This window comes from Streptomyces sp. NPDC079167, assembly GCF_040686735.1.
Taxonomy (GTDB): domain Bacteria; phylum Actinomycetota; class Actinomycetes; order Streptomycetales; family Streptomycetaceae; genus Streptomyces.
In genome coordinates this window covers 858,700-885,070 of sequence record NZ_JBFBLO010000001.1, presented here as the reverse complement: position 1 = coordinate 885,070, position 26,371 = coordinate 858,700, and the positions used below count along the sequence as shown (strand labels likewise).

Here is a 26,371-nt window from a genome sequence, read left to right as displayed (position 1 = left end):
CTGGTGGTGGTGTGCGGCGCGGCGGCCGTTGCCGCGGACCTGCCGGGTCACACCCGCAGGACGTCGATCCCCAGGGCGGTGAACTCCTCGACGATGTCCTCGGGCGCGTCCTTGTCCGTGACCAGCACCGACACCGCGCCGGTCTCGCACACCTGGGCGAACGCCCGGCGCCCGAGCTTGGAGGAGTCGGCGGCGACGATCACCGTGCCCGCGCACTCGGCGAGGGCACGGTTGGCGCCGGCCTCGGACTCGTCGTGCGTGGCCGCGCCGAACCGGGCGTGCACGGCGTCCACACCGAGGATCGTGTAGTCGAGCGCGAGGCCGCGCAGGACCGAGTCGACCAGGGGGCCGACGAGTTCGTACGAATTCGGTCTGGCCACCCCGCCGGTGACGACGATCTTCACCTGGGGACGGACCGCAAGCTCGTTGGCGATGTTGATCGCGTTGGTCACCACGGTCAGCGCCACGCCCCCGCCGGACGGTTCCGGCCGCAGTGCCAGCTCCCTGGCCACCTCGGAGGTCGTCGTGCCGCCGTTGAGGCCGACGGTGGAGCCCGTCGGGATCAGCTCGGCCGCCGCCTTCGCGATGCGCTGCTTCTCGTCGGCCCTGCGGGCGGCCTTGTAGCGCAGCGGCAGGTCATAGGCGACGGCGCTCACCACCGCGCCGCCCCGGGTGCGGGTCAGCAGGTTCTGCCGGGCGAGCTCGTCCAGGTCGCGGCGGACGGTGGCGGCGGAACAGCCGAGCTGTTCGGCGGCTTCGAGTACGTCGAGGTGGCCCTGGTCGCTGAGGATCTCCAGCAGCCGGGTCCACCGTGTGTGTGCCGCCACCGGATCCTCCTCGCTCGCAGCTCACAAGCCTATCGCCCGGGCCGCGCCAGGACGCCCAGCAGCCGTGCCACCTCCGCGGCGACCGCGTCGCGCGCCGGGCCGAGGTAGGCGCGGGGGTCGGCGGCCTCGGCGTGGGTGTCCAGATAGCCCCGCACGGCCCGGGTGAACAGCTTGTTCAGGTGCGTGGAGATGTTGACCTTCGTCATGCCGGCGCCGACCGCCGCAGCGAGACCCGTGTCACCGACCCCCGAGGAGCCGTGCAGGACGAGCGGGACCCCCACCGCGTCGCGCAGCCGGGAGATGAGCGCGAAGTCGAGGACGGCGTCACGGGTCAGCATGGCGTGCGAACTGCCGACGGCCACGGCGAGCGCGTCGACAGCCGTGGCCTCCACGAACGCGCGGGCCTCGTCCGGGTCGGTACGCACGCCGGGGGCGTGCGCCCCGTCCTTGCCGCCGATCTCGCCGAGCTCCGCCTCCACCCAGACGCCGTGGCTGTGGCAGTAGGCGGTGATCTCGCGGGTGGCGGCGACGTTGTCGGCGTACGGGAGCGCCGACGCGTCGAACATCACGGAGGTGAAGCCGAGCCGGACCGCCTCGTGCACCAGCTCGGCCGACTCGGCGTGGTCCAGGTGCACGGAGACCGGCACGCCCGCCGCCCGGGCGACGGCGAGCGAGGCGAGCCCGATGGGTTCGAGGGCGCCGTGGTAGCGGGCGGTGTTCTCGCTGACCTGGAGGATCACCGGCAGCCCGGCGGCCTCCGCCCCGCTCGCGATGGCCTGTGCGTGTTCGATCTGGACGACGTTGAAGGCCCCGACGCCGGTCGCGCCGGTCCGGGCGCCGTGCGTGATGACACCGGTGGATATGAGCGGCATGGGCGTCCTTCGCGGATGCGGGCTGCGTGAACCCAGGCGAATGGTGCTCGAAGTTGCTCATTTATAGCCTGCTTGAAGCAGATTAGAAAAGAGCAGCCGCCTCCGAAGCGATCCGGAGGCGGCTGCTGGGGTGGTGGCGGGGGAAGTGGGGCTACTCGCAGGCGACACCGTCGCCGTCGCGGTCGAGGTGGGAGCCGTACCCGGGGTCCCCGCGGTGGATGGGGGCGGCCCCTGCGGCGCGTACGGCGGTGCAGTTGGCGTACGAGACGTCACCGCCCCCGCTGGAGCCCCCGCTGGAGCCCCCGCTGGAGCCGCCGCTGGTGGAGCCCCCGCCCGAACTCCCGCCCGTCGAGCCGCCGCCTGACGATCCGTACGGCTCGCAGCCGACTCCGTCGTCGTCCCGGTCCAGGTGGGCGGCGTAGCCGGGGTCGCCCCGCCGGACGGGGGCCGCGCCGGCGGCTCGTGCGGCGTCGCAGTTCTCGTAGTACACGGAGGGTTCGGCCGGCTCCGGGGCCTTCGCCTTCGGCTTCGGCGCGACCGTCGGCGTCGGCTTCGGGGTGGGCGTGGGTGTCGGGGACGGGGTGGGTTTGGAGACGGTGATCCGCACGACGGCGCTGTCGTCCGCCGGCCCCTTCGCCTTCCCCTTGCCCTTCACCGTGACCTCGTACGTGAACTCGTCCTCGCCGGCGTAACCGTCCGCAGGGGTGTAGACGAGCGTGGTCCCCTCGACCGTGACGGTTCCGTGCAGGGTCGGGCTCTGCGCGGTGAGGGTGAACTCGGCGGGCTCGTACGTGGTGAGGAACTCGGCGTCGGTGCCGTCCTCCAGTGTCACGAGGTCGTTGGCCAGCGCGTCGACCACGATCTCCTGGCCGGCCTCCGCGCCCGCCGTGTCGTCGGCGAGCGCGAGTGCCCGCTCGGCTGAGGGCGACGCGGACGCCGCCGCGGGCTTCGCGTCCTGCCCCGTGCCGCCGTCCTCGCCCCCGCAGCCCGCCAGGGCCAGTGCCAGGACAGCGGCCCCCGCCGACATCCTGAGCCTGCTGTTCGTCACGTGTGTGTTCATGTGTCCCCCAAGGCGCTTCCGTGCCGCTGTGCGGCAGGAGGGTGATGCTCGCAGCGGCGGCCGGGGGGTGCGTCGGCTTCCACTGAAGAGTGGCGAAACCGTGATGAAGATGTGCTGAAAATGTGGAGGGGCTGTCGAGTGGTCCGGGCTCCCGCGTGTGGCCTACAAGGAGGCGGTTCAGACCATGGCCTGGGTGCCGATGACGGCGAGCAGGCCGAGCCGCTCTGCGGCGTCGCTGCCGGGGGCCGCGGTGTACGCGACGACCCGCAGGTCGCTGCCCGCGGCGACCAGTACGTCGCAGTCGAGGGTCAGCGTGCCGATCTCGGGGTGCACGATGGCCTTGGCGCCGGACCGGTGGATGCCCACGATGCCGGAGTCCCACAGCCCGGCGAAGGCGGTGCTGGTCTCCCGCAGGTCCTTGACCAGCGAGCGCAGCCCCTGGTCGGCCGGGTAGCGGGCGGTGGCCGCCCGGAGGTCGCCCACCATCGACGCCTCGAAGTCGGCCTTCTGCTCGGGAGTCTGGCGGACCCGGCCAGGCAGGCCGGTGAAGTGACGCCAGATCATGTTGCGTTCACGGCTGCGCAGCGCGGAGGGGTCGCCGAGCAGGGCCGCCCAGGACGGGTTCCATTCGACGAGGTTCCAGGCGGCGTCGTGGACGCTCAGCGGGGCGCCGTTCAGCTGGTCGAGCAGCCGGCGGAGCCCCGGCGGGATGTGGTCCGAGATGTGGCCGGGCCCGGGCTCCGGTTGTCCCGCGAGCAGGTACAGATACGTGCGTTCGGCGTCCGAGAGGCGCAGCGCGCGGGCCAGGGAGGCGAGTACCTGGGGGGAAGGGGACGTGGCCCGGCCCTGTTCGAGTCGGGTGACGTAGTCGACGGACAGGGAAGCGAGCTGGGCCAGTTCCTCGCGCCGGAGTCCCGCCGCCCGCCGCACCCCGCCGGCGGGCAGCCCGACCGTGGCCGGGAGGATCCGGTCCCGCCAGCCGTGCAGGGCCTTGCCCAGATCTCTGGATGCGCTCACCTCTCCAGTATCCGGGCAGGCCCGCCGCGCAGCCTGGTACTGGCAGTCCACCCGCTGATGCGGGCACTCCCTGTCCGCCGCGGGCGCGAGCAGGGTGGAGGCATCACCCCACCGACCGACGGACACGGGAGCGCCACCATGACCACCACCCTCATCACCGGAGCGAACAAGGGACTCGGCTACGAGACCGCCCGGCGCCTCATCGAGGCAGGCCACACCGTCTACGCCGGGGCGCGCGACGCCCTGCGCGGGGAGGAGGCCGCGGCGCGGCTCGGTGCGCGCTTCGTCCAGCTCGACGTCACGGACGAGGACTCGGTCGATGCCGCCGCCGCCTTCGTGCGGAAGGACGCGGGCCGGCTGGACGTCCTGGTCAACAACGCCGGGATCGTCGGCGTCCGCAAGCCGGTGGGCGAGGTGACCGGGGCGGACATGCGGAGCACGTTCGAGACCAATGTCTTCGGTGCCGTACGTGTGACCAGGGCCTTCCTGCCGCTGCTGGAGGCCGGGAAGGACCCGGTCGTCGTGAACGTGTCCAGCGGCCTCGGCTCGCTGGCGGCGACGAACGACCCGGCACGTGTGGAGTTCTCCGTGGCGGCTCTCGACTACAACTCGTCCAAGACGGCACTCGTCATGGTGACCTCGCAGTACGCGAAGGCGTTTCCGGGCATCAGGTTCAACGCCGTCGACCCCGGTTACACCGCCACCGACCTCAACGGCCACTCGGGCCCCAGGACGGTGGAGGAGGGCGCGGACATCATCGTCCGTATGGCTCTCGTCGGCGCCGACGGACCGACCGGCGGCTTCTTCGACGAGGACGGGCCCGCCGCCTGGTGATCCCGCGCCGGGCGGAATTCGGTGGCCCGGCGCCCGGGTGCGCCCGTACGGTGCGCGCATGACCGCACAGCTCCGCCTGGAAAAGGTGACCCCGGACAACGTCCTCGACGCGTGCCGACTGAAGGTCGCACCCGAGCAGGAACGGTTCGTCGCCCCGGTCGCCCGGTCACTGGCCGAGGCGTACGCCGATCCGGACAAGGCCTGGCCCCGGCTGGTCTACGACGGTGACCGGCTCGTCGCCTTCGTGATGGCCTTCTTCGACGTACGGTTCGGGCTCGGGGGCCCCGCCGATCCCGGGAACCGGCTCCGTTCCGGACTCTGGCGGCTGGCCGTCGCCGCGGACGAGCAGGGCAAGGGGTACGGGCGCTTCGCGGTGGACGCCGTCTGCGAGGAGATCCTCCGGCGCGGACAGACGCGCGTGACGGTGACCTGGGGGCAGGGGGAGCACGGCCCTGAGGAGTTCTATCTGCGGCTCGGCTTCCGCACGACCGGCGAGACGAGCGGGGGCCAGGTGGTCGGCGAGACGGACCTGCCGCGCGGCTGACGCCTCCCGGGGCCCCGGTGATCCACATGCGGTCCGGGGGCGGGGGCGCGAGGATCGGGATTACGGGCGGTGGCCCGGCCGCGCCTCGGCCCTCTCGGGTCGGTTCTCCCTTCCAGGCGCTCCGGTCCGCCTCCCGGCCAAGCCGTCAGGGGGGTATGGAGGTACTGGATGCCGCGGCCCCTGTGGACAGGAGCGATCAGCTTCGGGCTGGTCACGATCCCGATCAAGGTGGTCTCCGCCACCGAGAACCACTCGATCTCCTTCCACCAGTACCACCAGGAGGACATGGGCCGGATCCGCACCCGCAAGGTGTGCGAGATCGACGGCAAGGTCCTCTCGCAGGACGAGATCGGCAAGGGGTACGAGGTCGCCAAGGACCGGACCGTGCCCGTCACCGACGAAGAGCTCGACCGGATGCCGCTGCCGACGGCGAAGGCCATCGAGATCGTCGCGTTCGTCGAGGCCGACAGCATCGACCCCGTACGGATCAGCGACAGCTACTACCTCGCGGTCGACGGCCAGGTCGCCGCGAAGCCGTACGCCCTGCTGCGGAAGGCGCTGGAACGCAGCGACAAGGTCGCCGTGGCGAAGTTCGCCTGGCACAACCGTGAGCGGCTCGGGCTGCTGCGGGTGCGGGACGACGCGATCGTGCTGCACTCGATGCGCTGGCCGGACGAGATCCGCGACCCGGAGTCCCTCGCCCCCCGGGAGACCGAGCTGGACGAGGACGAGATCGAACGCGCCGTGCAGCTCACCGACAGCATGGCCCTGGACGACATCTCCGGCTTCCGGGACCGCTACCGCGAGGCCCTGGAGGAGCTGCTCGCGGCCAAGTCGGAGGGCAAGGCGCTCCCGGCGGCGGCAGGGGAAGAGGAGGAGGAGCCGGGGAAGGTCATGGACCTGATGGCCGCGCTGAACGCCTCGGTGAAGGCGGCCAAGGAGACGCGGGGCGAGGACGCGACGGTGCACGAGATGACGCCCGGCAAGTCCCGCGCCCGGAAGAAGGCCGCCCCGGCGGCGAAGAAGACGGCCTCCAGGAAGACGGCGGCCAAGAAGCAGCCCGCGAGGAAGACGGCGGCGAAGAAGCGCACCGCGTCCTGACCCGCCCCCCTCTGCGGGCCGCCTGCCGGTTCCGCCTCGCGGACCGGAACGGGCGGCGGCCCGGCCCGTCACCCGATGTCGTCGGGCGCCAGGTCCGGGCGGAGCCGGTGCCAGGAGGGCTGACGGAGCTTCCCCGCCTTCGTCCGCGTCGAGTACCGCACCTCGCCGACCAGCCGAGGCAGCACCCAGCGCGCCCCGGCCACCGGCGGCGTCTCGTCGAAGGGGCAGGTGTCGACCGCGGCGACCCGGAGCAGTTCGGCGAGCCTGGTCCGCTCGGCGTCGCTCCACCCCGTCCCGACGCTGCCCGCGTAGCGCAGGCCGCCCGGGTGCCGCTCGCCGACCAGCAGCGCCCCCGGCAGGCCGCCCAGCCGGCCGCGCCCGGGCACCCAGCCGCCGACGATCACGTCCAGGGTGCGGGCATGGCGGATCTTGATCCACGTACGGGCGCGGACCCCCGGCTCGTACACCGACGTCAACCGCTTCGCGATCACGCCCTCGAGACCGGCCTCCCGGGTCATGGCGAGGGCCTCCTCGCCGTGCCCCACGACCACCGAGGGAGTCGACCAGCGCGGCCCGTCCAGCCCGAGCCCCTCCAGCGCGGCCCGGCGCTCGGCGTAGGGCAGCGGTACGAGGCTCCGCCCGCGCAGGAACACCGCGTCGAACAGCATCAGGTGCGCCGGTACCCGCTGCGCCATGCGGGCGGCCTTCGCGGGCGATCCGGAGAGCCCCATCCGTGACTGCAGCCGCTCGAAGTCGCTGCGCCCCTGGTCGTCCAGCGCGACGATCTCGCCGTCCAGCACCACCGGTACGCCGCCGAGCGCGGGCCCGAGCGCGGCCAGCTCCGGATAGGCGGGGGTGATGACGGCCCCGGACCTGGCCAGCAGCTCGACCGATCCGTCCCCCGGCAGATAGACCATGGCGCGCTGGCCGTCCTGCTTCACCTCGTACGCCCACTGCTCGTCCACGGCGGCCGACGGCAGGCGGCCGGGGGTGGCGAGCATGGGGGCGATCCGGGGCAGAGAGGCCATGGCACCAGCTTCTCAGCGGTGACGCCGCCGGGCCTGCGGACACTCTCCACGCCTGGTCGGCGGCCCGGCAGGTGCTCGTCGCATCAGTTGGGGCGCCGAAAAATGACCGGTACGCACGCGTGTGCGCATGGCACCATGGCCGCCATGACGACGAACCGAAAGGTCCATGCCGCGTAGCCGGTCAGGACGCCACCGCAGGGGCCGGGCGTACGGTCGCCGGCCCGACGGCACGAGCACCGTCATCGACGGGCTCTCCTCACGCACGCTCGCCGAGATCACCCGCCTGGAGCTGAGCCGCAACTACCTCACGCCCGGTGAGGTCAGCGAGGCCGTGCGTACGTGGAAGCAGCACAGGCGGCAGTCACCGCGCGTGCTGTGGCGCGAGCACGAGCTGGGAAGCAGCCACCGGGACTGCTGCGGTGATCCGCTGGAGGCGCGGGAGCTCCTCGGCACCGTGATGGGGGCGCTGTCGCCGCGCGGGGCCCGTGAGCTCCGGCGCGTGGTCAGCGGGATCGACGACGGGTGACCGCTGCCGTGCCGCTCTCCGCACCGAGCCGCCCGTACGGTCTCCGTCGCCCGCGGGGAGGACCGTACGGCCTCCCTCGCCCGCGGGGAGGACCGTACGGACCGCACGGCCGCGTCAGTTGTATCCGAAGCCCCGGGGCAGCGGCGCCTGCCGGAACAGCCGGGTGGGGACGGAGTCCGCCATCGCCCGGTAGCCGGACGGGTTGAGGTGGAGGTGGTCGCCGGTGTCCAGCTCCGCCCGGAGCCGGCGCGGCTCCTGCGGGTCGCGGACGGTCCGGTCGAAATCGATCACGCTGTCGAAGCGTCCGCTCGTGCGGATCCAGGTGTTGACGGCCTGCCGGGCCTGTTCGCGGTGGCCGTCCGGGTCGTCGTACCCCGTGTTGCCGCCCATCGGCGTCAGCGTCGCTCCGTACACGCGGATGCCCTGGGTGTGGGCGCGGGTGATGATCTGCTCGTACGCGGCGATGACGTCGGCCGCGACCTGCTTCTGGGCGGCCGGAGTGGCTTCGGCGGTGCCGATGTCGTTGATGCCCTCGAAGACGAGCAGCCAGTCCACGCCGCTCTGTGCCAGGACGTCACGGTCGAGCCTGGCCAGGCCGTTGGGGCCCAGGCCGTCGTCGAGCAGCCGGTTGCCGCCGGCGGCCTGGTTGACGACGGCGGTCTTCGACGTGGCGGCGCCCGCCCGCAGCCGCTTCTGCAGCAGGTCGGGCCAGCGGTCGTTCATGTTGGTGGTGGAGCCCCGGCCGTCGGTGAGTGAGTCGCCGAGCACGACGGCCGCCGAGGTGGTGCTCCTCGACCAGACCTCGACCCCGCTGAGGAAGTACCAGTGGTCGGTGGGCGTCGCCCCGGGCAGGTCCGCGTCGCCGACGTGGTCCCCGGCCAGCAGGAAGGACGTCGTACGGGAACCAGGGTGCGAGGTGATGGACGTGGACGCCTGGCCGGTCGCCAGATACACCGTCGCCGTGAGGTCGGATCCGGGCGCGAGCGTGAGGTCCAGCGGGTCGGATACCGCCTGGGCGCCGACCGGGACCCGTACCGAGGGGTTGCCCTGGAAGGTCACGGGCCGCGTGGTCCCCGCCTTCACCGCGCTGACCCCCGCCCTTCCGCCGAGCGGCAGGGCCACGGACACCTTGGTGATCGGGAGCGCCGCGCCACCGAAAGCGTTCGAGAAGCGGAGCCGGATGTGCTCGCCGCCCGTGGACACGTGGACCGTCTGGCGCAGGGTCGTGTCGTCGAGGACCGAGTCGTCCTGGGTGAACGGGGCCGGGGGCATGTTGCCCGGCTCCGTCAGCTGCGGCATGGACGTCCAGGTGCTCACCCAGCGGGCGCCGCGCTCGCCGGGCGCCGGTGAGCTGCCAGGGCCGTGTCCGTCCCCGGCGCCGAGCGCGGGGGTGACGACGGCGGCGGTGAGCGCGGCGGCGGCGAACAGGCCGATGATCGAGGATCTTCGGATCACGGTGGTGCTCCCTCTGGCTGGGTGGGGGAAGCAGGGCGAATCCACAGGTGTGGACGGCCTCTTCTCCGGCGTCCGGGGATTCGAGCGGCAGGCTAGCCGCTCCGACAAATTTCGGTCAATGCTCCGAAAGCTTCGAAAACTTTCGCCGGATGCCGTGCCGGGAAGGGGAGTTCAGGAACCGGCGGCCGAAGGCACCGCCGCGAACGCCACCTCCGCCGCGCGGACGGTGACACCGGCGTCACGCCTGCGCGGGAGTTGCGTGAGGGATCACGGGGCCATGCCGCCCCGGCGTCAGGCGCTCAGGGCGTGCCCCGCCAGGGAGAGCCGCATGGCGCACGCGTCCTCCGCCTCGACGGTGACGGGGATGCCCCAGTGCTCGCTCAGCATGCGTCCGACGGCGACGAGCCGTCGGCGCTCCTCGGGGCTGTACGCGGGGAAGCGCGTCCAGCCGCGATCGGCGATCGCGTTGCCCAACTCGGTGAACAGGGTGCCCCTGACCCGTTGTTCCTCGTCGGGCGTCAGCGGTGTGGGGCCGGGCTCGGGCCCCACGGGGTGGACGTTGTACAGGTCACGGATCACCGGCCCATCCTTTCAGGGGCGCCGGCCACGCGCAGCGCCTCGATGACGCGTTCGCAGTCCTGCCTGGCCTCCGGACAGCGCCCCATCCGCTCATGGGCGAGTTCGAGGGCGTGGGCGGAAGGTTCCGCGCCCCGGCCGAGCAGCTGACGCACCATGTCCGGCAGCCTGAACCACACGGCCCACTCCAGGCTGGTGAGGTCCCTCAGCCGCTGGCCGATGTCGGCCCCCCGGTCCAGCAGCAGGTCCACGATCTCCGGGCAGGTCGGACCGGGGTCGGTGCAGGTGGAGGCCAGCAGGAGCGGAAAGCCGATCCGGCACCGGGCGTCCGGGTGCGCGCCGGCGTCGAGCAGGACGCGCGCGATGTCCGTCCTGCTGAACGTCGCCGCCAGGGTCAGGACGTTCAGTTCGCCCCACTCGCCCGCCCGCTGGTCCGGATCGGCCCCCGCCGCCACCAGGAGACGGACCACCGCTCCGTGGCCGTGGCGCACCGCGAGGTCCAGGGCCGTGCGCTTCTCGGCCCCGTAGGCGTCGGCCGGCACGCCTTCGCCGAGGAGTCGGTCCACCAGGGCCACCTCGCCGGTCTCCGCCGCCCGGACCAGCTGTTCCGCCCTGCTGTCGGTCTGCATTGCCTGATCATGGCGGAGCCGAGGTCCGGCGGGAAGAGAGCCGGCCGGCAGGGGGTGGGCCCCTGCCGGCCGGTGGAACGGCCGGGGTCAGGCCTTCGTGCAGGTGGTGCCGCTGAGCGTGAAGGCGGCAGGGGCGGTGTTGGTTCCGCTCCTGGTGGCGGTGAAGCCGACCGTGACCGAGCCGTTCGCGGCGATCGATGCCGTGTACCCGGCGGGGGCCACGCTGACCGTCGCACCGTTCTGTGTGGGGGTCCCGCCCCACATGTTGGAGACGGTCTGGCCGTCGGCGAAGGTGAAGCCCAGGTTCCAGCCGTTGACCGTGCTGGTCCCGGTGTTACGGATGGTGATCTCGCCCTGGAACCCGCCGGGCCAGTCGCCGATCACCCGGTAGCCCACGGAGCAGCCGACACCCGGTGTGGGGCCGCTTTCGTCGGTGGTGACACTCACCGTGGCGGACCGGGCCGAGCGGTTGCCCGCCGCGTCGCGTGCGTAGACCGCGAACTCGTACGCCGTGCCGGCGGTGAGGCCGGTCACGGTGGCGCTGTTGGCCGTGGAGGAGGCGGCCGCGGTCTCGGTGGTGCCGCTGACGCGGACGACGTCGTAGCCGGTGGTGGCAACGTTGTCGGAGGACGCGGACCAGTTCAGGGTGGCCGACGTGGCCGTCACCGCGGAGGCGGTGGGGGTGCCGGGGGCGGCCGGGGCCTCCGTGTCGTCCGGGTCGCCGCCGCCGCCGAAGACGGTGGCCTCCCGGGAGGTCTGGGCGATGCCGTTCGCACCGTGGAAGATCCGCTCGCCCCAGGAGCTCAGCCGGCTCGGGTCGAAGTCGATGGCCAGGTCGAGGATCGGGTCGGTGTTGCCGCTCCAGGACCAGGCCAGATATCCGAGGTCCAGCTGCTCGGCGGTGGCCATCATGGTGTCCTCGTCCGGGTCCCCGTACTGGTCGGCGGGGCCGCCGAACTCACCGATGAGAAGGGGCAGTCCGGCGTCGACGAAGGCGTTCAGGTAGTCGGTGACCGCCTGGGCCGTGCTGTAGACGCTGTACATGTGGATCGAGAAGATCAGGTTGCCGGTGGTGTCGGCGTCGTACACGGCCTGGGCGTTGGCGCGCATGACGCCCTGCCAGTCCTGGCCCCAGTTGGGCGCGTCCACCATGATCGTGTGGGCGAAGCCCGCGGAGCGCAGCTTCTGGACGGCGGCGGTCGTGGGCGCGGTCCAGCCTGCGGGGTCGGTGTTGCCCCACGGCTCGTTGCCGATGTTGACGATGACGTAGTCCTCCTGGCCCGCGAGTACGTCCTTGAGGCTGATCCAGTAGTCGGCCGCGTGGTCCAGGGTGCCCGCTGCGGCGTCCTCGCCGTAACCGGTGGTGTCGTGCACCTCCAGGACGCAGATCAACCGGTTGGCCTTGCAGTCCTCGACGATGCCCGCGACTTCGGCGGGGCCGTTCCTCGTCCAGCGGTGGCCGTCGGAGAGGACGACGCGGACGGTGTTCGCGCCGAAGGCCTTGATGTCGGCCAGCGACTGCGTCTCGCCCGGGTACCAGGTGTGCGCGTGGTTGACGCCGCGCATGACGAAGTCGTTGCCGTTGCCTTCCAGCAGACGGCCGTCGCTGATGTGCAGGCCGGTGGCCGCGGCCTCCGCCTGAACGGGCCTGGCCTGCGCCGCGGCCGGGCCGAGCGCGCCCAGCAGGACGACGCCGAGCAGGGCGGCCAGGCCCTTCAGCAGGACGGTCAAGGGGCTTCTCCGTGCCGTGTTCGGTGCTGATCTCACTGCGACTCCAGAAAGTGGGTGTCGGGTGACGCAAACATCGGATGGCTGATGGGAGCGCTCCCATAAAGCCACCTCGGCAGGGGCACGTCAATACGTCGCGCACACTTCGGCCTCTTGGCCGCCGGTCCCGCACCCGAAGGCGGAGGACCAGCGGGCCGTCGCGTCAGGCCTTGCTGGTGCAGATCGCGTCGTACGGGCGTCCCGGGCTCGGGAAGAGCTCGATGGGGTTGTCGGCGTCCGCCGGGCACTCCTCGGCGGTCTTGGTCAGGGCGAGGACCTTGTTCCCGCCGCTCGCGCAGGGCACCTCCTTCGCCTCGTCGCTCACGCAGTCGCCCACCACGAGCTGCCCGCCACCCGCGCCCGCGTCCCCGGGGTGGTCGCCGGAGAGGTTACGGCCGCAGATCGTCTTGCTGGGGATGCCGCCGGTGGAGGCGTCCCCGCCGAAGGAGACCTTCACCGAGATGATCTCGTCGGTCCCGGCCGGGCACTCGACGGCCCCGGCGAAGAACTCGCCGTCCTTCACCGCGAGCGCCTTGATCGTCGCCTTCGGGTCGTCGCAGTCGAGGCCCTGGAAGCCGTCCTTCGACTGGCTGGTGTCCGGACCCGCGCAGTCGCCGACCTTCCAGTCCCTGGACTTCTGGCTGCCCCCCTTCGGCGACCCGCTGCCGCTGTCCGACAACGGCCCGCAGGCCGTCGCCGCACCGAGCGCGACCGTGAGGATCAGGAGACCCTTCGCGCAGTCCCGGAGGGCCGTGCGGGTGTCGCGCGTCGACGGGGAACCGGTGCCGCCGCTCGGGCGGCTGTTCGGGGGGCGCGTACTGCCGTGGGAGGTCATGCTGCTCCTTGGATACGTGGCGTGTTCCGCACGGCACCCGTGGTGACCCGCGCGGCAGTTCGGGCGTGAGGACGGCCGAACTGCGCCAGGCGGTTCCCGTCGTGCGTCAGGCGGTCGGGATCGGCGCAGGAGCCGGAACGGAACGGTCGCCACGGAGCGTCTTCAGTCCTTGGTGCTCACCGTTCGGTCGCGGGATGTGACGGTTCGGTTGTCCTGTTGCTGCCCGGCAAGCTGGAGTCGCCGCTGCGACAGGAACACGGCCTCACCCTGTTCGAGTACCTCGTGCTCAGCCCCCTCTCCGAGGCCCCGCAGCGCAAGCTGCGGATGGGAGAGCTCGCCTTCCTCGCCAGCGGGTCGCTCTCCCGCCTGTCCAACGTCGTCAAGCGCTGTGAACAGCGCGGCTGGGTCGTGCGGACACCCGACCCGGCCGACGGCCGTTACACCCTCGCCGAACTCACCGACGACGGCTACGACATCGTGCGCCTGGCGGCGCCCACACACCTGCGCGCCGTACGCCGGATCGTCCTCGACTCGCTCAACACGACCGACCAGAAGGCCCTCGCCCGCATCGCCCGAAGACTCCGCATCGTCCCCGACGACTTCGGCTGACGGCTGTCCCGCGCGACGGCCCGGAGGTGAGCGGACGGCGGCGGATACGGTTCGAGAAGCCACCGCTCGCCGCCCGCAAGGTGCCCGGCCCATGTCCGGACCGACGAGCGACCGGCCGGAAGATCGCATGATCAGTCGAACGCCGCCCCGGTGGCTTCTCCATCCGCCCGCCCGCCCGCCTGTCGGTCCGCCCGTCCGCCGCCGAGAGACTCGTCCGTCCGCCACGCAGGGCGGTGCAAGGAGCGATACCGTCGCCCCCATGGACGAACCACCCCCGGACCAGGACGCCCTGCTCGCGCGCGCCGACGGCCCCGTCACCCGTGGACGGCTCGTCCGCGATCTGACCGCGCTGGGCCTCGCCGAGGGCGACACCGTCATGTTCCACACACGGCTGTCCGCCATCGGTTACGTGGCCGGCGGCTCCCAGGCCCTCATCGGCGCCCTGCGGGACGTTGTGGGGGAGCGGGGGACCCTGATGGTGACCTGCGGCTGGAACGACGCCCTGCCGTACGGCTTCTCCGCGTGGCCGCAACCCTGGCGGGACGCCGTACACGCGGAACACCCGGCTTACGAACCGGAGTCGAGCGAGGCGGACCACGACAACGGCCGTCTCCCCGAGGCGCTGCGCCGGTGGCCGGGGGCCGTCCGCAGCCGGCATCCCGACGTGAGCTGCGCCGCGCTCGGTGCGGCGGCCGTCGAGCTGACGGCCGACCACCCATGGAACGACCCGCACGGCCCCGGCAGTCCGCTCGCCCGGCTGGTCGCCCTGGGCGGGCGGGTGCTGATGCTGGGCGCACCGCTGGAGACCCTCACTCTCCTGCACCATGCGGAGGCGCTCGCCGAGGCGCCCGGCAAACGGTTCGTGGAGTACGAGCAGCCGGTCCTGGACAGCGACGGCCGGCGCGTCTGGCGCCACTTCCGGGACATCGACTCGTCGAAGGGGGCCTTCGACTACTCCGCCGTCACCCCCGAAGGTCAGGACCCGTTCGAGACGATCGGCCGGGCCATGGTCGCCGCCGGGATCGGCCGCAGGGGCAGGGTCGGCGCCGCCGACAGTCACCTCTTCGAGGCCGGGGAAGTCGTGCGCTTCGGCATCGAGTGGATCGAGGAGAAGGTGGGCGGCGCCCGGTAGGGGACGCGCTCAGGCGCCGGACCGCTCCACCGGGATCCACAGCTCGGCCTCGGCCTGCGACCCGTCCTCGGACAGCCGCACGCTCAGGATCTCGGGCCCCGGCCTGCTGGCGTACGGATTGGACGGGAACCACTGCGTGAACACATCCCGCCACAGGTGCTGGAGCGCCTGCGGAAACGGGCCGGAGTTCTCGAAGACGGCCCACAGTCCCGCCGGGACGGTGAGGGCGTCCATGTCCCCGGGAACCTCGGCGGCCGTAACCACCCCGTGGTAGTAGTCGAAGTCGGTTCCCTCCGCCCGGCTCGGGTCGAGCTGGTCGCTGACCTGGACGATCCCCGACGGCTCCTGATCGGCCAGGGCGGCGATGCGCCGCAGTGTGTCCTTGCCGAGGCCCCGGATGAAGCCGGCGATCGCCGGATTCATCCCTTCGTGCACGAGCGGTACGCGAGCCTTCCTGCCGACCACACGGAAATCACCCTTGTCCACGATCTTGTATCGCATGCTGCTGCTCCCTTCGACGATGAGGCGGAAGGACATCCGTGGCTGCGAGTGCAGCGCCGCTCCCGTGCGCCGCGCCTCGCCCGGGCCCACTCCGTGCATGGCACGGAACGCTCGGGCGAAGGCTTCGCCGGAGCCGTAGCCGTAGCGGGTCGCGACGTCCAGCAGCGTCCGGTCACCGGCGAGCACCTCGGCGCCCGCCACGGTCAGCCGCCGGCGCCGGATGTACTCCGACAGCGGCAGGCCCGCCAGCGCGGAGAACATCCGGCGGAAGTGGTATTCCGACGTCGCCGCGATGCGCGCGAGACCGGCCACGTCGACCGGCTGGTCGAGGTGGGACTCGATGTGATCCAGGGCCTGGTTCAGCCGGTCCAGCATCCCGGACTCCTTCCTTTCGTCCCTCACGTTAGGAAGGACCCACCCTGCCGGACCCGACATCCTGTGCCCGATGCGGTGGGGTGCGTAACCGCTGCTCACGCAGCCGGTATCGGGGCGCACGGCCGAGCGGCCGGAGCGTGCCGGGCGGGGCAGTCAGGGCAGCCGGCTCATGCGGCCCGTCGCGGAGGCGAAGCCCAGCCAGGTGTGGCGGTTGCCCCACCAGCACCAGCCGATCTTCGGCGCGCCCCGGCGTTCGCGGCCGTCCCGCCCGGTGCCGTTGCTGATCCAGATCGCGGGCGTACGCGCGTCGAAGGTGCCGTTCGCCTTCCGCAGCCGGGACCCGATGGTCATGAAGCAGCGGTTGCGTGCGAGGGCCGTCGGCTGCTGGAGCACCCAGTGGATGCCTTCGGTGAGCAGCAGCGGGGTGCGGCCCTCCTCGGCGAGGGCCGGCAGCGCCTCCTCCGGGCTCCAGTTGGCCATGCGGTCGCCCCGGTCGACGCCGGTGACGAGGTAGAGCGGGGCGTCGGGCGGCGCGGCGGAGGTGGGCGCGAACCGGTCGACGTCGGGCATGTCGACGACGACGAAGCCGGGCTTGCCCTCGCGGCGGAGCAGCGGCGCGAGGGCGGACGGCGGGACACGGTCCGGGTGGACCACCAGGAGGGCGTTGTCCGCGTCCTGGCCCGCGCTCCCGGCGAAGGCGCGCAGGTCGTCGGCCGGTATCCGGGCGAGCTCGTGCACCCCGAGCTCGATCAGCCGCTCCGCCTGGACGGCGACGGGCGGGAGCGGGGGCAGGGGTGCGGTGGACGAAGCATCCGGCAGGGCTTCGGGCAATGTACTCGGACTCCTCGGGTCGCGGTTCGCAGCGGTGCGCGTGGGGTCAACGAGGCGGCCCATGGCAGCGTTCCCGGTTCCGCGAGGCCGTACCGGGAGTCGGCCTTTCGGCTCAGGGCGACTTGAGCAGATCGCGGAGCCCGGCGGTGAACACCCGGACATCCTCCTCGCTGGGGCGGCCCACCTCCACCTCGGGCACAGCATCGGCCCCCGGCGCGCGGCACGGGCGGCAGAGGCCGTCGGGGAGGGCTTCGGGGCGGCCGGGGGCACCGCACTTGGTGCACTCCAGCATCACGCGGTGTACGGGCGCGCCCGGTGCGGGCGGCGCGGGGGCGGCGGGCACGTGCGCCGGGATCTTGTCGGTGAGGCGGTGGCGTACGAAGGCGACCGGGGAGTCGACCCGCGCCGGGAGCCCGGCGGTGAGGGCCTGCGTGAGGTAGTCGCCGTCCACGCCTCGGTCGAACCACGCGGCGGCCAGGGCCTCCAGGACCGCGCAGTCGGCGGCCGACAGTGTCAGACGGGAGTCGACGCGGCCCAGCCGCGCCAACGTGAGATAGGCGGGGGACGGCTCGGCGGAGGCCACCACACGCTGCACGGGCACCACGGGCACCACGTGCACCACGGGCCCGACGGGCGGAACCGGCCCCGCAGGCGCGACCGGCGCGGCACGGGCGGGCTCCGGCGGCGCGGGGGACTCCGCAGGAGTGCAGGGCTGCGCGGCGGCGGCCGGCAAGGGGTCAGCGGATGCCGCCGGGGTGCCCCCGGGGGCTGCCAGGGCGGCATCAACTGCCGCCGGGGTGACCTCGGTGGCCGCCCACCACTCGTTGTCGCGGGCCGTACGTGACCAGAACGTCCGCGAGACCCAGCGGACCTGCCCCTGCTCGCCGACGAGGCACCGTACGCGGCGCAGATGCCCGGCGGTGGCCAGCGCCTTCAGGGCCGAGCCCACGGCCTGCTGGCCGTACAGCGGGAGCTGCTTGGCGAGGCTCTTGACGTCCATCGAGGCGCCGTCGGGGAGCCGGTCGATGAACCCGGCGATGTACCGCTCGCGGGCGGGCAGCAGGGAGAAGTCATCGGCTGCGCGCGGGCGTTGATCAGGCATGGAGCGCTTGCCGTAACCGGGGCTGGCCATCGGGTACGGGCGCGAGGGTGCGGGGGCGCGCAGGGCGGAGTTACTGTGCTCGGTAGCCACGGGATCGCTTTCTTCGATCTTGCGGTCAGACCCCGGTCTGGTGCTTCCAACACCGAGCCGGGGTCGTTTGGTTGTCGCACCGTAAGCAGTCGCCACGCTCCGCCGCAAGCCGGTCACGATTAGTCATACTTGCTGGCCGTGACGGGTCAGGGAGGTCGGGGAGGTTTTCCCAAACCCCCTTACTTCCCTACCGGTTAAAGGCATCGCTCGAATCCCGGCCCTCGGATCCCGACGCCCGGATCCCGAAGCTCAAGCGTCGGGCGGAAGCCTCGATTCCGGGCCCCGAAAGTGTGAACAGGGCCTCCCGACTCTCGGGCTCCGGGACCCGAGCTCCGGGACCGGGTCACCGCACGTGGGCTGGAGTTCTACCTCGCTGGTTCCATCTCAGTCACGGAGGCCCGGCGCACGGCGCGGGCCAAGCCGTGCACATCCAGCGCTTCGAGGTGCTCCACGAGCGCCCGTCGCGTCACCCGCAGAGTGTCGGCGAGTGCCCGCTCCCCAAGGAGATCGCTTGGCATGACCACGCGACGGAACTCCGGGTTTTCGATCGCTGATGCAATGAGCTTCTCTGCCAGCCAGAGGGGTGTTCGCTCCCGTACCGCGAACGTGAGATGAACCGTCCCCTCATCGGAATCCAGGGCGTGAGGGTTGTGCACCCATCCGCGCGGGAGAACGAGAGACTGCCCCGGCTCCAGGGCGATTTCCATGTCAGGGCCGAGCGTCTCCCACTTCGGGATGAAGTCCGGGTTCCACACGCGGAAGGACTCCTGATACTCGCGCATCGGCGCGGGACACTCCGGTCGCCAGAGCTGCCAGCGCTTCACGCCCTTGACCTGAGCGATCACCCCCATCTGCTGATCCCAGTGATGGAGCAACCCTTGACTCCGCGGTGGGGTCAGGAAGGCGGAGACGTAGTTGCTGTAGCCCGTCTCCTCCTGGATTGCTCGAGACGCCTCCGCGAGGAACGGGATCACGCGCTGAAGGTTCCCCAGTCGAACGGTGTAGCCGTCGTGTTGGAGCTTGCGGAGCTTGGAGGGATCGGTTCGTCCGCCCGTTCGATGGCAGTCGGGGTGCAGCGAGGGCCCCGACATCACGAGAGCGATGTCGCCCGCCGGCACACATGCGGTGTCGATGTACCGAGCTGTTCAAGCACCTTGAGGACCCCCTGATGGTCCTCACTCCTGAAGGTACGTACGTTGTGCAAGGCCAAGAGGTGACTGACACCGAAGCCCTGGCGCAGATGGTAATTCCGGACTACGAAACCGTGGTCGAGGTCCCCAAGGCCGCGATCGCAGCGCTACTGGAGGAACCGCGTGGAGCTGATCTCCAGCGACGAGCGCAACCAGCTCTTTGAGAGCTTCGCGCACGACGCCTTCCACTTGGAGCTGAGGGACGACTACTCAGTCCCCAACGAGGACGGCCCGTACAGGGCGTGGCTCGATGGGGCCGAGGAAGACGACTCGTACATGGCGCCGTGGTTGCAGCTCATGAAGCGCGTCACCGACGCGGGTAAGGCTGTGCGCCGCGTGCGCGTCGTCACCGAGCCGCACGCGCCGTACATCCGGTGGGAGTACATCTCGACCCACGTCAATGAGGAGGCCGGCGAGTCCATTCGTTGGCTGCCGCGCCACGAGATGCCCGAGGGCCTGGTGCTCCCCGTCGCGGGCAACGACTGGTGGCTCTTCGACGACAAGACGTTGGCCGTGGGGCACTTCGACGAGTCAGGGCGCGTCCTGGGCTCTGAGATCATCACGGACCTCGCGGTTGTCGCCGAGTGCGTACTAGTCCGGGACCTTCTCTGGGGCAAGTCCATCCCACACAACGAGTACAAGCCCTGACCGTTCCGTGAGCGAGCAGAAGGCACAGGAGACACGAGAGGCGCTGGGTGCCCGGCTGCGCGGCTTCCGTAAGGACGCGGGCCGTCATCGGGATGGGCGTCGAGCCAGCGGCGGAGGTTGAGCCACTGCGCCGCCTGGTAACGGTCCCAGCTGTCCTGGGAGGCCAGCACCATCTCGACGACGTCGTAACCGAGTTCGCCAAACTGCTCGATCAGCTCCGGCAGCAGCAGGAAGTCGACCTTGCTGCCCGCGTGGCAGGCCTTGGCAGGCTCCTTGTCCGCACTTCCCGGCGCCAGTACGGCTCCCCGATCAGTATCAGGCCGCCGGGGCGCAGACTCCTGCTCAGCAGCTCGGCGGTGCCGGCCACACCGTGCCGATCCAGGTGGCGCCGACGCACGCGGCGAGATCCACCGGCTCGTCGGCGACGTAACCGGAGGCGTCGTCGTGCACGAGGGTGACCCGGTCGGCGACGCCGAGTTCGGCGGCGCGGGCGCGGGCTCCCTCGGTGAACACAGCGCTGATGTCCACCCCGGTCCCTGTGACGCCGTGGTCACGGGCCCAGGTGCAGAGCATCTCGCCCGAACCGCCGGCCAGGTCGAGCACCCGCCCCCTCAGCGCAGCGACGCGGGCAGCTCCTCACGGTGGACGATGCCCAGCCGCTGCGTGGCGCGGGTCAGCGCCACGTACAGGTCGCTCGTCCCGAACCTCCCGGGCTCCACCACCAGCACGTGGTCGAATTCGAGTCCCTTGGCCTCACGCGGGCCCAGCAGCACCACGGAGCGGGTGAGATCGGGTTCGGCGCCCGGGGTGATCCCGTCGAGCGGGGCCGCGATCTCGTCGTGCAGCTCGCGCGGCGCGATCACCGCGAGGCGCCCCTCCTCGGGTGTCAGCTCCTCGACGGCCCGCGCCACCGCGCCCGCCAGATCGGCACCGGAGTCCCGCGTCCACGGGGTCTCACCGGTGGACCGCACCGATCCGGGCGGCTCGAACGACGGGTCCTCGGCCTGTATCACCCTGGCGGCCAGCTCCATGATCTCGGCGGGCGTACGGTAGTTGACCCCCAGCCGCACATGCTCGAAGCGGTCGCCGACATACGGCTCCAGGATCTTCTCCCACGAGCCGATGCCCGCCTCCTCGGACGTCTGCGCCGGGTCACCGACCAGGGTCAGGGAGCGGGTCGGCGACCGGCGCATCAGCAGCCGCCACGCCATCGGCGACAGCTCCTGCGCCTCGTCGACGATGATGTGCCCGAACGCCCAGGTCCGGTCGGCGGCGGCCCGCTCGGCGGCACTGCGGTGGTCGGCCTCCTCGTGCCGCTCCGCCATCCGCTCGGCGTCGATGATGTCGTGGGCGGCCAGGAGCTCCGACTCGTCCTCGTCCTCGAACTCGTACGACTCCGAACCCCGGGACAGCTCCAGGACACCCTGTGCGTACGCCACCCGCTCCTGGCGCTCCGCCTCTGCGGCGGCCCGCTCGGCACTGTCGTCGGAGCCGAGCAGCTCGGCCGCCTCGTCGAGGAGCGGCACGTCGGCCGGGGTCCACTCCCTGTCGCCGGGGGCGCGCCTGATGGCCCGCGCGTCCTCGTCCGGTACGTACACCGGCTCGGCCAGATAGTCGGCGAGGAAGTCCTCGGGGGTGAGCAGTGGCCACAGCTCACCGACCGCCGCGTGCACCTCCTCGCTCGTGGCGACGCTCTTGCCGAGCTGAGCGACGTCGTCCGGGCCCAGGAAGTTGGGGCCGCCGTACGGGTCGGCGCCGATGCGTTCGGTGAGCTGCCTGGTCAGCGCGTCGATCACCTGGAACGTGAAGTACGGGCGGGCGAGGTTGTGCGGCAGCCTGATCTCACGGGCCGACTGCCGCGCCTCGTAGGCGATCTCCCAGTCGAGGATCAGGTCGCCGTCGTCGTGCGGGATGACCAGGGGCGCGCCCGGCTCGGGCAGCTGCTGCCGGTCGCGTACGGCGAGGGCGAGGGCCTCGGCCATCCCCGCACCGCCCTTGACGGCTGCCGCGCGGGGGGTGTCCGTGGCGCGGGCGTGAATGCCGGGGAAAAGCTCGGCCTGGGTGGCGAGCATGACGCCGGTCTCGCCGAGCGCGGGCAGCACCTCGCCGATGTAGCGCAGGAAGGCCGGGTTGGGGCCCACGACCAGGACCGCCCGCTTGGCCAGCAGCTCACGGTGTTCGTACAGCAGGAACGCGGCCCGGTGCAGCGCGACCGCCGTCTTGCCGGTCCCGGGGCCGCCCTCGACGACGAGGACCCCACGGTGCGGGGCGCGGATGATGCGGTCCTGCTCCGCCTGGATGGTCCGCACGATGTCGCCCATGCGGCCGGTGCGGGCGGAGCTCAGCGCGGCGAGCAGCACGGCGTCACCGCTCGGGTCCTCGAAGCCGCTGCGCTCGTCGTCCCCGAGGTCGAGGATCTCGTCGTGCAGCTCGGTGACCGTACGGCCCTCGGTGGTGAGGTGTCTGCGCCGGCGGAGCCCCATCGGCGTGTGACCGGTCGCGAGATAGAAGGGGCGCGCGACCGGTGCCCGCCAGTCGATCAGAAGGGGCGTGTGCTCGGTGTCGTCCTCACGAATTCCGATACGACCGATATGGTGCGCCGCGCCGTCGCGGAGATCGATCCGGCCGAAGCACAGCGAACCGTCCACCGCATTCAGGGCGGCCAGCAGGCCGGAACGCTCGGAGACGAGCACATCACGTTCGAGCCGGGCCTGCAGGCCGTTCCCCACCGGTGTCAGCGCCTCCTCGACGCGCTGAGCGGTGACCCCGCGCAGCTCGTCGACACGGTCGTAGAGCCGGTCGATGAATTCCTGCTCCTTCTGCAATTCGACGTTTCCGCGAGTTGACAAAATCGCTCCCTGCCGGATATGGTGTTTCTAGTGGCCCCCAGTGAGGGGCCTTTTCTGTGGGCACACAGAACCACTTAATATACGTGAGCAAATCCCCGTCCCGCAATTCCGGACGGGGATTTTCCGTACCCGGCGGTATGACGCCTGTCATGCGCCCCCATGACAGGCGTCATACGGACCCGATGACACACCGCACTGCCGTCCGGCCTCTGCCGCCGGGAGTGTGGAGGACATGAACGCAGTCATCGAAACCATCGGACTGAAACGGAGCTACCGGGGCTTCGAGGCCGTACGCGGCGTCGACTTCACGGTCGCCCGCGGAGAGCTCTTCGCCCTGCTGGGAACCAACGGGGCGGGCAAGACCTCCACGCTCGAACTCCTGGAGGGCCAGGACACCCCCAGCGGCGGGACCGTCCGGGTGCTGGGCCATGACCCGTTCCACGAGCGCAGGGCCGTACGGCACCGCATCGGCGTGATGCTCCAGGAGGGCGGCTTCCCGCCGGAGCTGACAGTCCTGGAGACCGTACGGATGTGGGCGGGCTGCACGACCGGCGCGCGCCCCGCCGACGAGGCACTCGAACTGACCCGACTCTCCGAGCGGCGCACGGTCAGGGTTAAGCAGCTCTCCGGCGGCGAGCGCCGCCGCCTCGACCTCGCCCTGGCCCTGCTCGGCCGGCCCGAGGTGCTGTTCCTCGACGAGCCGACGACCGGCCTGGACGCCCAGTCGCGCCGGGACACCTGGGAGCTGATCGGAGAGCTCAAGGCCCAGGGCACGACCGTGCTCCTCACCACGCACTACCTGGAGGAGGCCGAGCAGCTCGCCGACCGGCTGGCGATCATGCACCAGGGGCTGATCGCCACCACGGGCCGGGTGGCCGACGTGGTGGCCGAGCGGCCCTCCCGGATCAGCTTCCGACTGCCCCCGGACCGCTTCCTCGGCGAACTGCCGCCGCTCGCGTCGATGGGCGTGACCCGGCACTCCGACGAGGGAGGGACCGTACGGCTGGAGACCCGGGACCTCCAGCGCACGACCACCGAACTCCTGACCTGGGCCCACCACGCGGGCGTCGCCCTGCACGCGCTCGACGCCCGGTCCGCGTCGCTGGAAGAGGCCTTCATGGAGATCGCCAAGGGCTTCGACGACGCCGAGGGCTTCGACGACGCCAAGGGCTTCGCGAACGCCGGGAACGCCACTAACGCCGGGAACACCGAGACGCAGGAGACGCGCTGATGACGACGACAGCGAGCGTGACACGACCGGGGACGGCCGCGCCCACGCGCAGTGGTGCCCCTGCCCGGCTGGCCGCCCTCGGCCGTGCGGAGCTGACGCTCCTCCTGCGCAGCCGGGCCGCGCTGGTCACCGCCCTCCTCGTGCCGGCCGTCACGGCCTTCGGGATGCGGGGCATGGTGAAGGGCCTGGACCTGGGCGGCACCGGCCTGTCGATCGCCACCGTCCTGCTGCCCGGTTCGCTGGGCCTGGCGCTGATCTTCTCGGTCTACTCGAATCTGGTCGGTGTGTACGTCACGCGTCGTGAGAGCCTCGTGCTCAAGCGGCTGCGTACGGGCGAGGTGCGCGACTGGGAGATCTTCGCGGGCGGAGCGCTCCCGGCTCTGCTGCTGGCGCTGGTGCAGTGCGTCCTGCTGATCATCGGCCTGACGGTGGTCCTGGACGCCCCCGCACCCGCGGCACCGCATCTGGTGGTCCTCGGCCTCCTGGTGGGAGGGGCGATGCTCGTGGCCGCGAGCGCGCTGACGGCCGCGGTCACCCGGACGGCAGAGAGCGCGCAGCTGACCTTCCTGCCGTTCTGGCTGCTGAGCATGGTCGGCTCCGGGATGTTCGTACCGCGTGGAGTACTGCCTGGCGTGGCAGGAGACATCAGCGCCTGGCTGCCCTTCTCGCCGGTGATGGACCTCCTCCAGGGCGGCTGGACGGGCAGCCTCGGCGGTGGTGACCAGATCCGCCTGCTGCTCGCCGCCCTGGCCTGGACAGGTGTGGCGGTCCTCGGCGTGCGGCAGTGGTTCCGTTGGGGCCCGCGCGGCTGACAGTGCGCCATGGGCACACGGGCGCATGGACGCCGGCCGTGCGCGCGAGGGCGTACATGCCCGCACGGACGAGGAAGTCGGGGACCATGAGCACCATGAGCACCATGAGCGTGGAGGACTGGGTGGAGAGGCTCGGCGGTCCGGACGGCCCCAGCCGGTACCGCCGCTACGCGGTGAGCAGCGTGGGCTTCATGTCCGTCTGCGAGGTGGGGCTGTGGACCATCTGGGTCGTGCGCGGCGATTTCGGGGTGCTGGTGCCGGCGACCGTGATCGTGCTGGGCACGGCGCACGCCGGAGTCCAGCTCCTGCTGTGGCGCTCCGCCCTGCACCACTACCTCGCCGTCGGCCCACGGCCCTACTTGCTCGTGGCGGTGTACACGGCCGTGACCGCGGCCACAGCGGCATGGGGATGCGTGCTGCTGTCGTCCGGCCGCATCGAGAACGGCGACCTGACGGCCTTCATGCTGTGGCTGCTGATGTTCTACGCGGGCCCGCCCGTGCTGGGACTCGGACCCCGCGCGGGGGCGGCCCTCGTGGCGGTCGTCTCGGCGGCGTCCCTGGCAGGGGCGGCCATGGCGGGGCTGACGGGCGAGCCCCTGGTCCTCCTCATCGGCGCGACCACGGTCATGGTGCCGTTCATGGCCGTCGCGTCCCTGGCCTCCGGCTGGGGTGTGCGGCTCGTCGAGGAGATGGCGGCCGCCCGTGAGACGCAGGCACGCCTGGCCGTCGCGGAGGAACGCCTGCGCTTCGGCCGCGACCTCCATGACGTACTCGGCCGCAACCTCGCGGTCGTGGCGCTCAAGAGCGAACTCGCCGCAGAGCTCGCGCGGCGCGGCCGGCCCGAGGCGGTCGACCACATGGAGGAGGTGCAGAACATCGCGCGGGAGTCCCAGCGGGAGATCCGCTCGGTGGTCCGCGGCTACCGCACCGCCGACCTCCACACCGAACTCGCCGGAGCGCGCTCCGTCCTGGAGGCCGCGGGCATCGACTGCCGCATCGAATACGGGCCCGCCGACCGTCTGCCCGCCGAGGTGCAGTCGGCCCTCGGCTGGGTGGTGCGCGAGGGGACGACGAACGTGCTCCGCCACGCGCCGGGCGCGTCCCGCTGCACCATGTCACTCCGTACGGCGGGTCCGGCCACGGCCCTGCTCATGATGGAGAACGACGGCGCGTCCGCGGCGGAGCCCGGCACCGGCACAGGCTTGGCCGGGCTGAAGGAACGCCTGACCGCGCTGAACGGCACGCTGGCCTTCGAACAGCACTCCGGCGGAGTCTTCCGCCTCACCGCGCGCATCCCCTGGGAGGAAGCCGAATGATCAGGGTCCTGCTGGCGGACGACGAGCACCTCATCCGGGGCGCGCTCGCCTCCCTCCTCACCCTGGAGGACGACATCACCGTCGTCGCACAGGCCGGAACCGGCGACGAGGCGCTGGCCATGGCGACGGCACACCGCCCCGACGTCGCAGTGCTCGACCTCCAGATGCCCGGCCTCGACGGCGTGGCGGTCGCCGACCAGTTGCGCGCCGTCGTGCCCGGCTGCGCCGCGATGATCGTCACCAGCCACGCCCGTGCAGGGGCCCTGAAGCGCGCGCTGAGCGTGGGGGTGCGCGGCTTCGTGCCCAAGACGGTCTCCGCGCAGCAACTGGCGCAGATCATCAGGACCGTCCACACCGGCGGCCGCTACGTCGACCAGGAACTCGCCGCCGACGCCATCGCCGCCGGCGAATCACCCCTGACACCCCGGGAGGCGGAAGTCCTGTCGTACGCCGAGGACGGGGCCCCGGTCGCGGACATCGCCGCCCGCGCGTCGCTGTCCAGCGGAACCGTCCGCAACTACCTCTCGGCCGCGGCGATGAAGCTCGGCGCGGAGAACCGGCACGTCGCCGCACGCATCGCCCGGGAGCACGGCTGGCTCTGACGCGTGGGGGCC

At 71.8% G+C, this 26,371-nt stretch carries 25 protein-coding genes and 2 pseudogenes; 11 read left to right on the top strand and 16 right to left on the bottom strand.

Going from position 1 to position 26,371, the window contains the following annotated elements; genetic code table 11:
* Window positions 1-47: 47 nt before the first annotated feature.
* The 4 genes from AB0P41_RS04135 to AB0P41_RS04120 form a co-directional block, all read right to left on the bottom strand.
* Complete coding sequence (locus tag AB0P41_RS04135; RefSeq protein WP_356708539.1) at window positions 48-827, bottom strand: DeoR/GlpR family DNA-binding transcription regulator; 780 nt, start codon at window positions 825-827, stop codon at window positions 48-50.
* Between the two features lie 29 nt (window positions 828-856).
* The gene (locus AB0P41_RS04130) at window positions 857-1,699 is read right to left on the bottom strand and encodes a class II fructose-bisphosphate aldolase (RefSeq protein WP_356708537.1); all 843 of its coding nucleotides are present in this window, start codon (window positions 1,697-1,699) and stop codon (window positions 857-859) included.
* A 151-nt stretch (window positions 1,700-1,850) separates the two neighbouring features.
* Window positions 1,851-2,759 carry an excalibur calcium-binding domain-containing protein gene (locus AB0P41_RS04125; protein ID WP_365929925.1) on the bottom strand — a complete coding sequence of 303 codons (909 nt, stop codon included), beginning with the start codon at window positions 2,757-2,759 and terminating at the stop codon, window positions 1,851-1,853.
* Between the two features lie 177 nt (window positions 2,760-2,936).
* The gene (locus AB0P41_RS04120; protein WP_356708533.1) at window positions 2,937-3,776 is read right to left on the bottom strand and encodes a helix-turn-helix transcriptional regulator; all 840 of its coding nucleotides are present in this window, start codon (window positions 3,774-3,776) and stop codon (window positions 2,937-2,939) included.
* 138 nt (window positions 3,777-3,914) lie between these two features.
* Between AB0P41_RS04120 and AB0P41_RS04115 the strand changes: the two genes are divergently transcribed.
* The 3 genes from AB0P41_RS04115 (at window position 3,915) to AB0P41_RS04105 (ending at window position 6,255) form a co-directional block, all read left to right on the top strand.
* Window positions 3,915-4,610 carry an SDR family oxidoreductase gene (locus AB0P41_RS04115; RefSeq protein ID WP_365929923.1) on the top strand — a complete coding sequence of 232 codons (696 nt, stop codon included), beginning with the start codon at window positions 3,915-3,917 and terminating at the stop codon, window positions 4,608-4,610.
* A gap of 58 nt (window positions 4,611-4,668) precedes the next feature.
* Window positions 4,669-5,154 carry a GNAT family N-acetyltransferase gene (locus AB0P41_RS04110; protein WP_365929921.1) on the top strand — a complete coding sequence of 162 codons (486 nt, stop codon included), beginning with the start codon at window positions 4,669-4,671 and terminating at the stop codon, window positions 5,152-5,154.
* Window positions 5,155-5,322: 168 nt separating this feature from the next.
* Complete coding sequence (locus AB0P41_RS04105) at window positions 5,323-6,255, top strand: Ku protein (RefSeq protein ID WP_365929919.1); 933 nt, start codon at window positions 5,323-5,325, stop codon at window positions 6,253-6,255.
* A gap of 68 nt (window positions 6,256-6,323) precedes the next feature.
* Here AB0P41_RS04105 and ligD read toward each other — a convergent pair whose 3' ends face one another.
* Window positions 6,324-7,283: a non-homologous end-joining DNA ligase gene (gene ligD / locus AB0P41_RS04100; RefSeq protein ID WP_356708525.1), complete on the bottom strand. Its 960-nt coding sequence runs from the start codon at window positions 7,281-7,283 to the stop codon at window positions 6,324-6,326.
* A gap of 166 nt (window positions 7,284-7,449) precedes the next feature.
* Here ligD and AB0P41_RS04095 point away from each other — a divergent pair, with 166 nt between their 5' ends.
* On the top strand, window positions 7,450-7,809 hold the full coding sequence (locus AB0P41_RS04095; RefSeq protein ID WP_365929917.1) for a hypothetical protein: 360 nt from the start codon (window positions 7,450-7,452) through the stop codon (window positions 7,807-7,809).
* A 114-nt stretch (window positions 7,810-7,923) separates the two neighbouring features.
* Here the strand turns inward: AB0P41_RS04095 and AB0P41_RS04090 are convergent, their stop codons facing one another.
* The 5 genes from AB0P41_RS04090 to AB0P41_RS04070 form a co-directional block, all read right to left on the bottom strand.
* Window positions 7,924-9,264 carry an SGNH/GDSL hydrolase family protein gene (locus tag AB0P41_RS04090; RefSeq protein ID WP_365929915.1) on the bottom strand — a complete coding sequence of 447 codons (1,341 nt, stop codon included), beginning with the start codon at window positions 9,262-9,264 and terminating at the stop codon, window positions 7,924-7,926.
* A 291-nt stretch (window positions 9,265-9,555) separates the two neighbouring features.
* Window positions 9,556-9,843: a hypothetical protein gene (locus AB0P41_RS04085; RefSeq protein ID WP_356708519.1), complete on the bottom strand. Its 288-nt coding sequence runs from the start codon at window positions 9,841-9,843 to the stop codon at window positions 9,556-9,558.
* A complete protein-coding gene (locus tag AB0P41_RS04080; RefSeq protein ID WP_365929913.1) occupies window positions 9,840-10,469 on the bottom strand; it encodes an ankyrin repeat domain-containing protein in 630 nt (209 codons plus the stop codon). The genes AB0P41_RS04085 and AB0P41_RS04080 overlap by 4 nt, the downstream gene beginning before the upstream one ends.
* A gap of 87 nt (window positions 10,470-10,556) precedes the next feature.
* Window positions 10,557-12,236: a cellulase family glycosylhydrolase gene (locus AB0P41_RS04075; protein ID WP_365929912.1), complete on the bottom strand. Its 1,680-nt coding sequence runs from the start codon at window positions 12,234-12,236 to the stop codon at window positions 10,557-10,559.
* A gap of 163 nt (window positions 12,237-12,399) precedes the next feature.
* Window positions 12,400-13,071, bottom strand: coding sequence for a hypothetical protein (locus AB0P41_RS04070; protein WP_365929910.1), 672 nt, complete (start codon window positions 13,069-13,071; stop codon window positions 12,400-12,402).
* 204 nt (window positions 13,072-13,275) lie between these two features.
* On the opposite strand from AB0P41_RS04070, the pseudogene AB0P41_RS04065 reads away from it, so the two are divergent.
* Both AB0P41_RS04065 and aac(3) read left to right on the top strand, forming a co-directional pair.
* Window positions 13,276-13,680, top strand: a pseudogene (locus AB0P41_RS04065) (MarR family transcriptional regulator); the annotation flags it as partial.
* Between the two features lie 259 nt (window positions 13,681-13,939).
* Window positions 13,940-14,812: an aminoglycoside 3-N-acetyltransferase gene (gene aac(3) / locus AB0P41_RS04060; protein ID WP_365929909.1), complete on the top strand. Its 873-nt coding sequence runs from the start codon at window positions 13,940-13,942 to the stop codon at window positions 14,810-14,812.
* A 9-nt stretch (window positions 14,813-14,821) separates the two neighbouring features.
* On the opposite strand, the gene AB0P41_RS04055 is transcribed toward aac(3), so the two are convergent.
* The 4 genes from AB0P41_RS04055 to AB0P41_RS04040 form a co-directional block, all read right to left on the bottom strand.
* On the bottom strand, window positions 14,822-15,688 hold the full coding sequence (locus tag AB0P41_RS04055; protein ID WP_365929907.1) for an AraC family transcriptional regulator: 867 nt from the start codon (window positions 15,686-15,688) through the stop codon (window positions 14,822-14,824).
* Between the two features lie 153 nt (window positions 15,689-15,841).
* The gene (locus AB0P41_RS04050; RefSeq protein WP_356708822.1) at window positions 15,842-16,507 is read right to left on the bottom strand and encodes a DUF5701 family protein; all 666 of its coding nucleotides are present in this window, start codon (window positions 16,505-16,507) and stop codon (window positions 15,842-15,844) included.
* A 124-nt stretch (window positions 16,508-16,631) separates the two neighbouring features.
* Window positions 16,632-17,711, bottom strand: coding sequence for a MarR family transcriptional regulator (locus tag AB0P41_RS04045; RefSeq protein WP_365929906.1), 1,080 nt, complete (start codon window positions 17,709-17,711; stop codon window positions 16,632-16,634).
* Between the two features lie 365 nt (window positions 17,712-18,076).
* Window positions 18,077-18,685, bottom strand: a complete 609-nt coding sequence (locus tag AB0P41_RS04040; RefSeq protein WP_365929904.1) for a cupin domain-containing protein — start codon at window positions 18,683-18,685, stop codon at window positions 18,077-18,079.
* A 339-nt stretch (window positions 18,686-19,024) separates the two neighbouring features.
* Here AB0P41_RS04040 and AB0P41_RS04035 point away from each other — a divergent pair, with 339 nt between their 5' ends.
* Window positions 19,025-19,549, top strand: coding sequence for a DUF6879 family protein (locus tag AB0P41_RS04035; RefSeq protein WP_356708503.1), 525 nt, complete (start codon window positions 19,025-19,027; stop codon window positions 19,547-19,549).
* 83 nt (window positions 19,550-19,632) lie between these two features.
* Here AB0P41_RS04035 and AB0P41_RS04030 read toward each other — a convergent pair.
* Together AB0P41_RS04030 and AB0P41_RS04025 are read right to left on the bottom strand one after the other, a co-directional pair.
* Window positions 19,633-20,155, bottom strand: a pseudogene (locus AB0P41_RS04030) (class I SAM-dependent methyltransferase); the annotation flags it as partial.
* 5 nt (window positions 20,156-20,160) lie between these two features.
* The gene (locus tag AB0P41_RS04025) at window positions 20,161-22,374 is read right to left on the bottom strand and encodes a helicase (RefSeq protein WP_365929965.1); all 2,214 of its coding nucleotides are present in this window, start codon (window positions 22,372-22,374) and stop codon (window positions 20,161-20,163) included.
* 256 nt (window positions 22,375-22,630) lie between these two features.
* Here AB0P41_RS04025 and AB0P41_RS04020 point away from each other — a divergent pair, with 256 nt between their 5' ends.
* From AB0P41_RS04020 to AB0P41_RS04005, 4 genes are all read left to right on the top strand, one after another.
* Window positions 22,631-23,629 carry an ABC transporter ATP-binding protein gene (locus AB0P41_RS04020; RefSeq protein WP_365929902.1) on the top strand — a complete coding sequence of 333 codons (999 nt, stop codon included), beginning with the start codon at window positions 22,631-22,633 and terminating at the stop codon, window positions 23,627-23,629.
* Window positions 23,629-24,441, top strand: a complete 813-nt coding sequence (locus tag AB0P41_RS04015; protein ID WP_365929900.1) for an ABC transporter permease — start codon at window positions 23,629-23,631, stop codon at window positions 24,439-24,441. Before AB0P41_RS04020 ends, AB0P41_RS04015 begins: the two co-directional genes overlap by 1 nt.
* An 86-nt stretch (window positions 24,442-24,527) precedes the next feature.
* On the top strand, window positions 24,528-25,757 hold the full coding sequence (locus AB0P41_RS04010) for a histidine kinase (protein ID WP_365929899.1): 1,230 nt from the start codon (window positions 24,528-24,530) through the stop codon (window positions 25,755-25,757).
* Window positions 25,754-26,359: a response regulator transcription factor gene (locus tag AB0P41_RS04005; RefSeq protein ID WP_365929897.1), complete on the top strand. Its 606-nt coding sequence runs from the start codon at window positions 25,754-25,756 to the stop codon at window positions 26,357-26,359. The genes AB0P41_RS04010 and AB0P41_RS04005 overlap by 4 nt, the downstream gene beginning before the upstream one ends.
* Window positions 26,360-26,371: the final 12 nt, after the last annotated feature.